Raw genomic sequence first — 13,208 nt, forward strand, 5'->3', positions numbered from 1 at the left:
ATCGTTTCAGCAACCCTAGGTCGATTATGCAAGGCGACAATGCCTGTAGTGATTACTGGGCTGAAATTGGATGATCCGAAAATGTGGCACACTATCCTCTCTGATTCACGGTACTGCTCGTGCTGGAAGTGGTACCAAGCCGCACTACACCTCGCGTGGCGCATGGTGGAGTAGGTGATGGTCGTAAGTCAGAGCGTCGGGTATCACGAAGCTAAGCCCAAATCTAAGTGACAATTCAAGCTGGAAAGGAGTACATCGTCGAGATCGGTTGGTGTTCTCGTGTCTATATTAAGAAAATTATTCTCCATGGCGTGCGTGAACCGAAATGCTGTCTCGGTACCTCATTTACCTCCTCGATTCATGCCTTGCTCGGGTCTAGTCACAGTTCTCCCAGAACAGACCGCACTACGCTAGGGGAATGACGACGCTTTCCTATGGTTCGTGGCCCTCTCCGATCTCAGCACAGCAGCTCGCTACCGGCGGCGTAGCGCTCGGCGGAGGAATATTTGTCGGGGACGACATCTGGTGGATTGAAGGTATCGCCGCAGAAGAGGGCCGGCAGGCAATTGTTCGCGCTGCCCGCTCGTCCAAAATAGATCCCAGTCATTCCTCGAGCCCCCACCCATCGAGCACCGGGGGCACTTCATCCGAAAATGTAATGGCCTCTGCCGACCGCATCGTAGTGCTGCCAGCCCCGTACAACGCTCGGTCGCGAGTGCATGAATACGGTGGCGGATCGTGGACGACCCTCGGGAATAAAGACCCCTTGATCGTTTTCGTGAACTTTGCTGACCAGCGACTGTACGCCTTCAAAGAGGGCGAAAAGCCAAAACCGCTGACCCCGGAAGGCCCCGAGGTGGCAGCGGCTGGTGGGCCGTCCTTGCGGTGGGCATGCCCCGCCCCCTTCTGCGACGGGGAGAACGTCATTGCTATTTGCGAGCACCATCGTGACCCCGCGCCCGCGTCCGCTCCCAGTCCTGCGCCCGCGCCAAGCCCTGAACCTGTCTCTAGCCCGGTCGCCGCTCCCAGCCCAGTCGCCCATGCAGCCGGGAACATTGAGCGGTATCTCGCAGTGATACCGGTCGACGGATCAGCGGCAACTGACCCATCCCGTATCAGGCGACTGACTCCGACCAGTCGATTTGTGGCCTACCCTCGGGTGAGCCCCAACGGGCGCAAACTGGCTTGGATCTCCTGGGAGCATCCGCAGATGCCCTGGGATGGTACCCAGCTGCACATCGCCGATATACGTCTGCAGGATCAGGATTCGAGCCAGGTTGTGACCGGGGTGCTCGGTACCGTCGTCGACCAGGTTATTGCGGGGGATACGTCCACCTCGGTGGTGCAGCCCGAATGGCTCGATGACGACCGCCTGGTCTATGCCTCGGATACCAGCGGATGGTGGAACCTCTATGAGCACAACCTGACGTCCGGCACGACGCGAGCCATTGCGCCTCGTGAAGAAGAGTTCGCCGGGCCTATGTGGGGCGTTGGTGACACCTGGTTTAAAGTCCTGGATGCGAACACGTTGCTCGTGACGCATGGAACCTCCATGACCTCACTGAGCGTGCTGAATGTCGCCACGGGAGAGCTCACCCCCGTTGAAGCCCCGCTGACCGCTTATAGCAGCATTGCCATAGGCCCGAATGATCAGGTAGTTCTCACCGGTGCTTCGCCCACCATGCTGCGCTCGATCCTGAAGGGCACACTGGTGCGGCAGGATCCGAGCTCCGCCGGCGGCGCATCCGGCGTTGACAACTCCGGCGCACACGAAGCCAGCACGAACGCATCCAACCCACATGTAGCTAGTCCAAACGAAGCTGGCTCAGACGAAGCTGGCTCAGACGAATCCACGAACGCCATCGCCTACCGGATTGACGCCCTACAAACGGTGCGCAGCTCACGCGATGACGTGATTGATCCAGGAGCACTTCCGGTGCCGGAACCGATCACGGTGCGAGGTAAGGATGGTCGGGAGGTGCATGCGATTTGCTATGCACCGCGGCTCGATGGGTACAGCGGTCCGTCCGATGAATTGCCGCCGTACATCGCGTTCGTGCACGGTGGGCCGACCGCGCAGGTAAACGGGGTGCTCTCGCTCGGTGTCGCCTACTACACCAGCAGGGGCCTAGGCGTCGTGGATATCAACTACGGCGGGTCAACCGGTTATGGTCGGGCCTACCGCGATCGCCTCAAAGGTCAGTGGGGTGTGGTGGATGTTGAGGACACCGTCGCGGTGATGGACCATCTCGTGCGCGAGGGAATCGCTGATGGTGCACGGCTTGGGATTGAGGGTGGCAGCGCGGGTGGCTGGACCACGCTGGCCTGTTTGACCAGGACTGATCGTTTCTCCGCGGGCGTGTCGAGCTACGGTGTTGCGGAGCTGATCAACTTTATCCGCGATACCCATGATTTTGAATCGCGCTACATTGACGGCTTAGTCGGCCCCTATCCGGAGCGTGAAGATCTTTATCGTGAGCGTGCTCCGCTTAGCCACGTCGATGAACTGTCCTGCCCTGTGTTGCTGTTGCAGGGCGATGAGGACCGGATTGTTCCGCCCAGCCAGTCGGAAATATTCCGCGATGCGCTCGCAGCGAAGGGGATCCCGCACGCATACTTGCTTTTCCCCGGTGAGCAGCACGGATTCCGGAAAGCAGAATCGATAATCCGCGCGTTGGAGGCGTCGCTGTCCTTCTATGGCCAGGTGTTCGGTTTTGACACTCCAGGGATTCCCGCGGTGACGCTAGCTAGGTAGCGTCACCCGACTAGCGCAACTCGACTAGCGCAACTCGGCTACCGCGCAACCCGGTTTGCGCACTCATCCGGTAAACGCTCTCATCCGGCTAACGAACTCGGCTGGCGCGGTCACTCACCAGGGCGGTAGCGCCAGCCATCGTATTAGAGACCACTAAAACAGCTGGCCAGGGACCGATTTTTTTGGCCAGCGGATGGGATAGACCAAACGCGGCCAGGTAACCGGCGCCGAGCAATCCGGCGGCTGCGGGTCCGCCCCGCGCATGCCAGGAGCGAGCCGCCCACAGCCCGGCGGCACCGAACAGAACACCTCCGAGGGGCCTCATCCCGGTTTCGCGGGCAGTGAGCCAACCACCGATAAGGCCGACGGCGACGACCGCTGCTGTCGAGACCTGATCAGCCGGTTTCAACGCGTTGACATGAGATGGAGTTTTAGCGTGAGGTTTCATATTCGTACGCTACGCCGTGGCACTGACATTGTGCTGGACCTACCGGCATTGTGCTGGACCTACCGGATCCACTAACTCGCTCGCGCCAGCCCACTCCGCCTGTGGATTCCTGAGTTGCTCCCTGACCCTGCGCGTCAATTTCTGAACCGACCGTTCAGCCCGCGCGCGGATTTTTGGGTGTGCTGCTGTCTCCGCGTCGCTACCGACAGTCCCGTGTTGAGGACAGAACCGCATACCGGGAACGCATATATCCCAGATGCTCACACAAGCCGTAGTGCGAATGAGCCGTTAGCGGCACACCGCAATCCCCATGGCCGGAACGACGCCCCAGCTCTGATCTGACTCCCGGCCCTGCCCCGGTCCATGGCTACGCGCCGGCGCCTGGCCCTGCCGTTGGCTGCGCCCCGGTTCTTGACCCTGCCGTCGGCCTTGCCCCGGTCTTTGGCTTCGATGAGACTCTGCGTCATGCTCTGAGTTCGGGCTGGCTGATGGCGTTGCAGCGGGCGGCAACGGGCCCATGTCGCGATGCCGCCCGTCCTCGCCAAGAGCAGCGCGCTCGATGATCTCGCCAGGGGCGGGGAGATCGTCAGGGAGAAGATTTAACGCCAAGGTGAGCCGGTCAGAGCCTGTGCGTGAGCTCAGCAAGATATGAACATCACGGTTGGAAAGCTTCGTGACCTCGATATTCGCGTCATACAGCCAAGGGTGACGTCGGCGCAACCCGCAGAGCCGACGGTGGATTTCAAGCAGCGTGGATCCAAGCTGGCCCTGGCAGAGCCCTGTCTCATCGGGATGATCGGGCATAGCGGGGCGGACAGCATCATCACCGCCTTCCCGATCCTCTTTCACCCCGGTGAGCGCAAACTCATCGCCCGCATAGATGCAGGGCATCCCGGGAAGCAGGGTCAACAAAGCAGTGGCGTGAACGAGCTGCCGCGGATCATTGAGACGCGAGGCGATTCGAGTGACGTCGTGGTTCCCGATAAAGGTCCAGGGAACGAACGTGCGCAGGAAACCTTGGTGCCTGGTGAGGGCGTGGTCCAGCTCGAAGAAATTCTCGTCGGTGAGAGACGACCACATTGCTTTCCACAGCTCATACTGCGTGAGCGTATGTGCGTTCGACTCGTCAATGAATGCCGGATAGTCGCCATGGATGACCTCTGCGACGAGAAGTGATTCGGGGTGGCTACGGCGGATGGCTTGAAGAATTGGCGCCCACGCCTGAGGCCCTGCGGCATAGGCAGCATCCAGACGCCAACCGTCGATCCCGGTATCTAGCCAGTGACGCATAATGGCGAGTATCCAGTCGGCGACGGCTGGATGTTCCAGGTTGAGTTCCACGAGGGCGTCGTGCCCCTCAAAACACTGCGGGGCACCGTCGTGAGTCCACCGAATCCATTGGCCATCAGAGCTTGCGGGCCCGGCGGCTAGCGCGCGTTGAACAATGTGGTGCTCGCGTGAGACGTGGTTGAAGACTCCGTCGAGTAACAGTTTCAGGCCTCGCTCGTGGCAGGCGGTCAGCAGGTGAACGAGGTCGTCCGTATCGCCCAGGCGGGGGTCGATCCGCAGGTGATCGATGGTGTCGTAGCCGTGGGTGAGGGAATCGAACACGGGGTTTAACTGGATGAGGTTCGCCCCGATTGACACGATGTGGTTTAGCCAGCCCAACAGGTGAGGCAGACGATGCTGCACAGCGTCAGTGGCTTTGCCATCGGGAAACTCGTCGGCGCGGGATCTGGGGGCGCCGCAAAATCCCAGGGGGTAGATCTGGTAGCCAATTGCGTGCCGGGCCCACTGCGGCACATCTGGAACCTCGGTGCCCAGAACCTCCTCGTCAGGGATGCCGTTGAAGGGAACGTCGCCGCCGGCAGTATCAACGGATAGTGACCGATCAGCGACGCTATTCTCAACGGGAAGATCGGAAACATCACCTGACGCTGGAAGATACGGTTCGCGCATTCTTCGAGGGTACGGCCTAAGGTCGCACCGGCGGGAACCAGCGGCGCAGGAAGCCTCCATATACGGCGATGAGCACAACGGCCGCAATCACAATCCACCCGGGCCAGCCCATCAAGGTTGCGGTCAAGGTGCTGATGTGGTCGCCGGCGGTGGAGAACCACATGATGGCGCCGGGGACAACCGCATTGACGACGCCGTGCCCGTAGGCCGAGGCCCAGATGCTCCCAGTTCGTTCTCTCAACGCCACTAAGACCGCTGCGATGCCGAAGCAGAAGATGCACATCATGACTAAGCCGAGTAGCGGCGAATCTGGATAGTTGTAGCCGAGCAGGATGAGCGGCGCATGCCACAGCCCCCAGATCACACTGCTGATCACAAGCGCCCAGCGCGGACCGACGAGCTTGCGCAGCTGCGGGAACAAATAGCCGCGCCACCCGATTTCTTCCCCCAGGGTGACGGGAATGCTAATAGCTGCGTTTACCGTGGAGCCCAGAATGCTTCCGAGGACGACTATGCCCATGGGGATGGCTAGGGCAGGCGCTTGCTGCGGAGCCGCTTGCCCAGCCGCCGACAGCTGGGCATTTAACGCCTCCTGCATCCCCGAAAAGTGCTCTAAATCCGGGCGGTAGGTGCCGACCAGAACACTTGCGGCTATCCCGATGATCGCCATAAGGAAAAAGATCACCCATGCCAGGGGTAACCCGAGCAGAAGTCTGCGCCATCCGCGGTAGGGAACGGCCAATCCGAGTGTCCGCCACCAGCGACGTTCGCCATCGACAAATCGGCTGACGATAACCGCTGAGATTGCCGGGGTCCACATCATGCCCGTTACGACAAACAAGAAAAGGGGACTGAGTAAACCGTCGCCCAGCCATAGAGGCAGGCAGACCAGCCAAGCCAGGCCCATGGAGAGAATCGTGAAGCAGATGATCCCGCGCCAGGTTGCGGGATGTTCGGACATCGCCTGCGAGGGGGTGTGGGCTGTGGTCATCATTGGTACCTTCCGCAATGCGGACCCAGGGAACAAGGGAACGCGATGTGTAGAGGTGAGGTTGTGGACACACCGTATGCCCCGATGAGGGATGATACGACTTCGGGTTGAGGCCGGTGGGATTCTCGGTACCTCACCTGGGGTGTGCGTCGATGACCTTCTTTATTCTCGTTCTAGAGTGAGCGCGGGAGGCAGATTCTGTCGGGGAGGGAGAAGAACTCGTCTGCGATTTTGACTTCTGCCCCTTCGTGCATGGCGTATGGGCGTCCATCGACGTCATCGAAGCTCACAAGTTCCCCGTGGTAGCCGTAGCCGTTGTCCAACAGTGGTAACAGGTATTCGTCGTCAACTACTTCTAATTGTTCGATCCGATAAGAGGGCCGAACAAGAGACGGGTTGATGCGCCATAGGCGGTCACCGAGAACGATCAGATCGGAGGTCTCCCACATATTGCGGTAGCGTCCGCTGACGCGTTGGGCCATCTTCAGTGACTGTTGGTCTAAAGCTCCCACGCATTGGCCGCTGCCGGCGGCGATATTAAAGATATCGAGAATGCCGCGGGCTATTTCTTCAACTGCCCGCGTGATGGTATTTGTGAACACGGTGACCGCCAGGGGGCTGTCATTGAGTACCCAGGTGCGGCCCGTGTGTCCGGGGTGGATTCCGTCGTGTCCGAAACAGCGGGGTTCTTCAATTCCCTGCATGCCGAGGGCGTAGAAGTTTTTCTCGTCGAAAGTCCAGTGACGGTAGGTCATTAGGCGTCGGTGCAGGGATACTGTCAACCGTTGATTGTGGATGAGGTTGCCGAGCAGGGTTGCGGTGGAGGCGGCGGTTCCGGCCATGCCGACCGCCGGAGTGAGAGCACCTGCCGACACATGTTCGATGGGGTGGGCGGGTTCGTCGAACTCGGTGGAGGTGTGGCCTCGGGCGAGGATGTGGGCGTCGCGTTCGTCTGCGTCGGCGGTGATGTTTTCTATGGATAGGGGCCATAGCAGGCGTTCGTACAGCAGCTCCGAGAAGCTGGACCCGGTGGCCCGCTCGATGACGTGCCCCAGCAGGGCGTATCCGATGTTGGAAAATTTGAAGTGGGCGTAGCGGGGGATGACCCGGGCGGTTTTTGAGGTCATGAACTGCATCAGTTCGTGGATGTCTGGGAACGGCCGTTCGATGTTCCAGTAGCGGGCGTCGTGCCCATCGCGAGCGAGCCCTGACATGTGGGTCATCAGTTCCAGCAGGATCACATCGCCGCACGCTGTGCCATCGGTTTCCGGAAGGTGCGTTCGTACCGGGTCGGTGAGTTCGAGCAGGCCGTCCTGGCACAGCATCAAGGTGAGGGCGGCGGTTGCGCACATTGTGTGGGCGGACAGCCGGAATCGATGGTCGGTACGCAGCGGTGTGCCGGTTGAGAGGTCGGCGATTCCTTGGGCCTCGTCCAAGATGACGTCGCCGTCGTACCAGACAGCAATTTGTAGGCCGGGCAAGCGGTATGCCTGACGGCGAATCTCGGCCCAGCGAGGGATGTAGTCGCAAGCGGAGACCGCGGCTTCTCTGGAAATGGGCTGACCTTCCATGTGGTCAATTTTACGGTCAGTTTCGTGAGGACTTGGCTGTGAATTAACGTCGATGAAAATGACGTTTAACAGGAAGTAAACGTTCAGATATTTATATTCATTCTCATTTGTTTGCGTGTCGCAGAAAACCCCGGAAACATGTCAGCGCGAGACAGGCTGCTAGCAGTTGCGGCCCCCGTGTGACATCGCCCCATGCCCGGCATCTGAAGCGAGCGCAAACGTTCCCTCCGCACGACGCACACCCTGCACCCGGTGCCGCGGCACGATATCGTCGAGAAATCCATACTGGGCCCGCAAAGCCAGCGCGTCGAGATCACCCGCCTGAGCGCGATCCCTCACGCAACGCCACCAGTCAGAAATATCGCCCCAGCCGGGCGCAGCGAGCGACCCACCAAACTGCTGCACAGCGAGCGCAGAGCACAGCGCGGAAAAGCGGAGACGCTCATCAAGCGGCCAGTTCGCAAGCGTGCCGAGAACGATCGAAGCTGCGAACACATCGCCCGCCCCGGTGGGGTCAATCGCATTCACCGCAACCGCCGGGCAAAACGCTTCCTCACCGCTCAACTGATCGATGGCGTACGCCCCGTGAACACCGTCGGTGACAATCGCCAAGGGAACACGGCGAGAGAGTGCCCGTACCGCAGAGACCGGGCTGTCGGTGCGCGTATAGCGCATAGCTTCCACCGCGTTGGGCGTGAACGCATGACAATGTTCCAAAGGGTCGAGATCGCTGGGATCCCAACGATCAGTCTCATCGAATCCGATATCCGCGAAAATACGCGTGCCGCGATGCGCGAGCTCTCGCCACCAGGTGGTATCCCCGGCTAAATCCACTAAAGCTGTCGCCGCTCGGGGCGCCTGGGCGATATTTGCGGTGAGCGAGGACGGAAGATCATGCCCATGCGTCACCATCGCTCGATCACCCCCGTAAGCCATCGACACCGTGAGCGAGGAATGGAAATCTTTAAACCGCTGCGACGCGCTGAGATCTATGCGTTCTTGGTCGCGCAGGGTATCCCACATCCAGTCCGCGTAGGCATCGTCGCCGAAACCCGCGGCAAGACCGGTGCGCAGGCCAAGACGAGCCGTTGCGGTGGCGAGATTCGCAATTCCTCCCGGACACGATCCCAACCCCTTGCTCCACAGTTCCTCTCCAGGCCCCGGCATCCGGTCGAGACCGGTAAAAACAATGTCGAAGAAAATCGTGCCGGACAGTAAAACATCGAGCGGCGGATCGGAGTCTTTACGCTGCTGAGCGAGGGGATCCCACGACCAACACGCGGCACAAAACTCCTCGTCGTGCTCGGGCTCATGGCGGGTGGTGGATTGCCTGGGCGATGGCGGCAACGGATGCATGGCGACTCCTTCGCTGCAAAACATCCTGGCACGGTCCTCGGTGATGCGGAAGCCCTGATGAGTGCGGTGATCACTCGCGGCGACTGCGCATTCGGCGGGAATTGGGGGTAACGCGGAGACTATCGTGGAGATGAGCGCCCAGCCGGGTCCACTCGACGGTCTCCTATCCACTCGGAGGTGCACGACCATGCGGCTGACAATTCTTGGCGGCGGAGGATTCAGGGTCCCCTTGGTGTACGAAGCCGTTGCTCGCGGGGCGGCCACCCCCGGCACCGGCGTAGGTATGGGGATTGATGACGTAGTTCTGCACGATGTCGACCAACGCCGACTCACCGCGATCGAACACGTTATCCGCGGCGTGATCAGCGAGCTACCCGAACCGGCACGGGCCCCGCGACTGCGCACCACCACTGACCTTGACGACGCCGTCTCAGGAGCGGACTTTATTTTCTGTGCGATCCGGGTCGGTGGCGCTCAGGGCCGGACTGTGGACGAACGAGTGGCGATGAACCTCGGGCTTTTGGGGCAGGAGACGATCGGCCCCGGAGGGCTCGCTTACGCCCTGCGCACCATCCCGGTTGCCCACCACCTAGCGCAGACCATCGCGAATCGCGCACCAAATGCGTGGGTCATAAACTTCACGAACCCCGCGGGCATCGTGACCGAGGCGATGCAGGCCGTTCTCGGCGACCGCGTCGTCGGTATCTGCGACACTCCGATTGGACTCGTGCGCCGGGTTGTGCGGTTGCTGGACTTGGACCTCGTCGCTGAAGCCGAACGGATCGACTATGACTATGTGGGCCTGAACCACCTGGGATGGCTGCGCGGGGTTCGGATTGACGGTGCCGATGCCCTCCCCGGGATTATTGCGGACGACGCTGCCCTGGATGCGATCGAGGAGGCGCGGCTCATCGGTGCCGACTGGGTCCGAGCCGAGGGCGCCCTACCCAACGAATATCTGTATTACTACCTCTTCGCCGAGGATGCGCGCCGGCGGATTGCGGCGGCTGACACTACTCGCGGCGAGTTCCTGCTCGCGCAGCAAGGACATTTTTACGACGCCGTTGCCCGGCGCATCGATACTGGTCAGGCCGGTGTGGCTGATGATGTCTTGGCTGGTGGGTGCTGTGATAGCCCGCTGTCGCTGTGGCGGCGCACCTTGCGCCAGCGCGAAGCCACCTATATGGCCGAATCCCGTGAGCAGGATCAGCAACGTCGTGAGGAAGACATCGCGGGAGGGGGCTATCAGGAGGTTGCGCTCAGGCTCATGAATGCCATCGCGACGGGGCAGAAAGCCCGCATGATTCTCGACGTCGCTAACGGTTCACTGGGTTTTGCTGACGGTTCACTGGGCGATAACGGGTCATCCCGCAGCGCTAGTCCAGTGGGTGGCGACCGCGTTGTGCCCGAACTGCCCGCCGACCTGGTCATTGAAGTGCCGTGCGATGTGGACGCTGATGGAATCCATCCGCGGGCGGTGGGGCCGGTGAGGCTCGATCACCTAGGGCGCATGGCTCGTCTGCGGGCGAGTGAACGGCTCATCATGCACGCCGCACTCACGGGTGATCGCGAACGTGCCTGGCAGGGTTTTTCCTGTCATCCGCTGGTGGATTCTCCTCGGCTGGGACGCGCTCTGCTGGAGGGGTATGAAAAGGGGCACCCGGAGATTGCGGCACTGCTGCGGTCTGCATCGACGTCGCATACGGCGACTGGCCCCCGTGACCTGGGGTAGGTGCACTGCGCCGAGAACAGCCGTCCCCTTAGGCGGAGGTTGGCCCATCCTCCGCGAGGGCATCTAAGAGTTCGCTAACAGATGGGTTGGTCAGTACTCGCTCGCCCACCAAAACCGTGGGAACCAGTTCGTTACCGTTTTGGATGGAGCGCAGATAGGCTGCGGCCTCGTCATCCTGCCAAATATTTACCCAGGTGACGTCTTTGCGGGTACCGCGAAGCGCCATCTGTAGGCGGTTGCAGTATGGGCATGCAGGCTGGAACAAGATGATGGCGTGGTGGGGGCCCTTGCGCTCCATGGCCTGGGCGAGCGGGGTGTGCTGGCTTCGGTGCGCGGGGGATACCCAGTACGACATGAAGAGGAAAAAGCCCGCCACGACGATGGCGCCAACCGGTTGCATGCGGAACAGCAGAACCCCGAAGACGATGGCAAGCGCAATGAACACGAGCGATCGAGCCCACCGCCTGATGGAGTGGGACGAGGATTCACGGCGTGCGGACGCAGAACGGTCGTGGTACTCGGAAGAAGCGGTCATGGCCGAAGCGTAACCGGCGAATCCGAATGGCAAAAGGGCGAGTCTGCGAGGGGAAGCCGAAACCGGTGGGTTTAGTGCGGGTTGCCGTCCCAACGGCCGAGCACGAAGTCAGCGCATGCCTCGGCGTGGGAGTGCATGGAGTCGATGATGGGCAGCGGAGAGCATTCGTCGGTAATCAGGTGCTCGATTTCGGTGCAGCCCAAAACGATGGCTTGGGCACCGCGTTCTTTGAGACCTTCAATCATGCGGATGTAGTAGGCGCGTGAGGCATCGGTGACGGTGCCTTTGGTGAGTTCGTCGAATACGACCCGGTCAATGTCGGCGTGTTCGCAGGCGGGAGGTACCAGGGTGGTGATGCCGTGCTGGGCTAGCCGGTCCGTGTAGAAGGTCTCGCCCATCACCCATTTGGTTCCGATCACGCCGACGGTGGTGACCTCTTTGCGACGCGCTACAGCAGCAATGGCATCGCAAATGTGAAGGAGTGGAACAGTGACGGCGGCTTGGACGGCGGGGGCTGTGCGGTGCATGAGGTTGGTGGCGATGACGACGGTCTCAGCGCCCGCCTGTTCGAGTCGGCGTGCAGAATCGGCGAGTATTTTTTCGGCTCCGGGCCAGTCTTCGGCGACTTGGCATGCTCTCACTGGTTTGAAGTCCAGGGATTCGAGCAAGATCGGGGCGCTGTAGTGACCGCCAAGTTCTTGGGCGACGATCGTGTTGATGATGCGGTAGTACTCGATGGTGGAGTACCAGCTCATTCCGCCGATGATGCCGATGGTGCGCATGGTTTGCCTTTCGGGATGCACGTGGGTCCTGCGCGGACGGCGGGTCTAGGTGCAAGATCGCGCGTCCGTAATCCATCGTGACCGACGACAGCCCGCTTAGCAATACCTGTAATACTTGAAACATACATAAGCAATACCTTTGACTGTCGGGGTACTATATCCGTGTGGATCCTCGACGTCTTCTTATTTTTCGTACCGTTGTGCGCAACGGCTCCATCGGAGCGGGCGCACGTGAACTGGGGTGGACCCAGCCCGCCGTCAGTCAGCACCTCACCGCGCTGGAAAAGGAGGTGGGGACGCAACTCCTGCTGAGAAGCTCCTCAGGTATTACCCCCACTGAAGCGGGACGCCGTTTGCATGTTCATGCAGAAGCTATTGCCGCGCAGCTGCGCACTGCCGACGAAGAAATAGCAGACTTACTCGCCTTGCGCCGGGGCAGTGTTCGCTTTGCCGCCTTCCCATCAGCCGCCGCGACCATATTTCCCCCCGCGATTGCGCATGTCTCCTCCCATGCCCCCGGGGTCGAGATCACCTTCGATGAACTTGAGCCGCCCGATGCGATTGCTCGTCTACTCGGTGGCGAGCTCGACCTCGCCGTGATCTTCCGCTATTCGTGCACCGACATCGAATGCGAGGGGACGCTGGAATGGACGGAACTGATGGACGATCCGGTGCTGCTTGCGATGCCCGCCGATCACCCACTCGCGGACAAAGACGGGCTGCGTCTGAGCGACCTCGCCAGCGAGCAATGGATTGCGGGGTGTGAACGTTGCCGAGCCCACCTCTTGGAGACCGCCCGCGATGCCGGATTCACCCCGCGTATCCGACATTCCACCGACGACTATCACGTTGTGCAGCGCCTGATCACCCACGGCGCGGGGATTGCGCTCCTGCCGGCGATCGCGCTCGACGCCTACCGCTGTGACCGCGTGGCATTTCGGGCGCTCCCGGAACTGAGCAACCGGACGCTGGGCCTCGTGCACCGTCCGGGAGCTGAACGGATCCCTGCCGTGGCGGCACTGAAAACGGCCCTGGGCGAAGCGGCCCGCAACCACAGCCGCCAAGCCAGCTGAGACAAA

General features: G+C 61.0%; 10 protein-coding genes. 3 read left to right on the forward strand and 7 right to left on the reverse strand.

Annotated elements, in window-relative coordinates; translation table 11 throughout:
• The first annotated feature begins 418 nt into the window (after window positions 1-418).
• Window positions 419-2,755 (forward strand): dipeptidyl-peptidase 5, encoded by a 2,337-nt coding sequence (locus tag BN1724_RS09540; RefSeq protein ID WP_058235168.1) that lies wholly within the window; start codon window positions 419-421, stop codon window positions 2,753-2,755.
• Between the two features lie 88 nt (window positions 2,756-2,843).
• Here BN1724_RS09540 and BN1724_RS09545 read toward each other — a convergent pair whose 3' ends face one another.
• The 5 genes from BN1724_RS09545 to BN1724_RS09565 form a co-directional block, all read right to left on the reverse strand.
• The gene (locus BN1724_RS09545) at window positions 2,844-3,203 is read right to left on the reverse strand and encodes a hypothetical protein (protein WP_058235169.1); all 360 of its coding nucleotides are present in this window, start codon (window positions 3,201-3,203) and stop codon (window positions 2,844-2,846) included.
• Window positions 3,204-3,491: 288 nt separating this feature from the next.
• Window positions 3,492-5,162, reverse strand: coding sequence for an alpha-amylase family glycosyl hydrolase (locus tag BN1724_RS09550; protein WP_084252948.1), 1,671 nt, complete (start codon window positions 5,160-5,162; stop codon window positions 3,492-3,494).
• Between the two features lie 16 nt (window positions 5,163-5,178).
• Window positions 5,179-6,156, reverse strand: coding sequence for a CPBP family intramembrane glutamic endopeptidase (locus BN1724_RS09555; protein WP_084252949.1), 978 nt, complete (start codon window positions 6,154-6,156; stop codon window positions 5,179-5,181).
• Between the two features lie 170 nt (window positions 6,157-6,326).
• A complete protein-coding gene (locus BN1724_RS09560) occupies window positions 6,327-7,724 on the reverse strand; it encodes a serine hydrolase domain-containing protein (protein ID WP_058235171.1) in 1,398 nt (465 codons plus the stop codon).
• A 159-nt stretch (window positions 7,725-7,883) separates the two neighbouring features.
• Window positions 7,884-9,080 (reverse strand): carbohydrate kinase family protein, encoded by a 1,197-nt coding sequence (locus BN1724_RS09565; protein WP_058235172.1) that lies wholly within the window; start codon window positions 9,078-9,080, stop codon window positions 7,884-7,886.
• A gap of 187 nt (window positions 9,081-9,267) precedes the next feature.
• On the opposite strand from BN1724_RS09565, the gene BN1724_RS09570 reads away from it, so the two are divergent.
• Entirely contained in the window at window positions 9,268-10,812 is a 1,545-nt protein-coding gene (locus BN1724_RS09570; protein ID WP_058235173.1) for a family 4 glycosyl hydrolase, read from the forward strand.
• A gap of 28 nt (window positions 10,813-10,840) precedes the next feature.
• Here BN1724_RS09570 and BN1724_RS13205 read toward each other — a convergent pair whose 3' ends face one another.
• Both BN1724_RS13205 and BN1724_RS09580 read right to left on the reverse strand, forming a co-directional pair.
• Window positions 10,841-11,347 (reverse strand): glutaredoxin domain-containing protein, encoded by a 507-nt coding sequence (locus BN1724_RS13205; protein WP_197671786.1) that lies wholly within the window; start codon window positions 11,345-11,347, stop codon window positions 10,841-10,843.
• A 71-nt stretch (window positions 11,348-11,418) separates the two neighbouring features.
• Window positions 11,419-12,129 carry an aspartate/glutamate racemase family protein gene (locus tag BN1724_RS09580; RefSeq protein WP_058235174.1) on the reverse strand — a complete coding sequence of 237 codons (711 nt, stop codon included), beginning with the start codon at window positions 12,127-12,129 and terminating at the stop codon, window positions 11,419-11,421.
• Window positions 12,130-12,293: 164 nt separating this feature from the next.
• On the opposite strand from BN1724_RS09580, the gene BN1724_RS09585 reads away from it, so the two are divergent.
• Window positions 12,294-13,202, forward strand: a complete 909-nt coding sequence (locus tag BN1724_RS09585) for a LysR substrate-binding domain-containing protein (RefSeq protein WP_058235175.1) — start codon at window positions 12,294-12,296, stop codon at window positions 13,200-13,202.
• The last annotated feature ends 6 nt before the right edge of the window (window positions 13,203-13,208 follow it).

This window comes from Devriesea agamarum, assembly GCF_900070355.1.
GTDB classification, from domain to species: Bacteria; Actinomycetota; Actinomycetes; order Actinomycetales; family Dermabacteraceae; genus Devriesea; species Devriesea agamarum.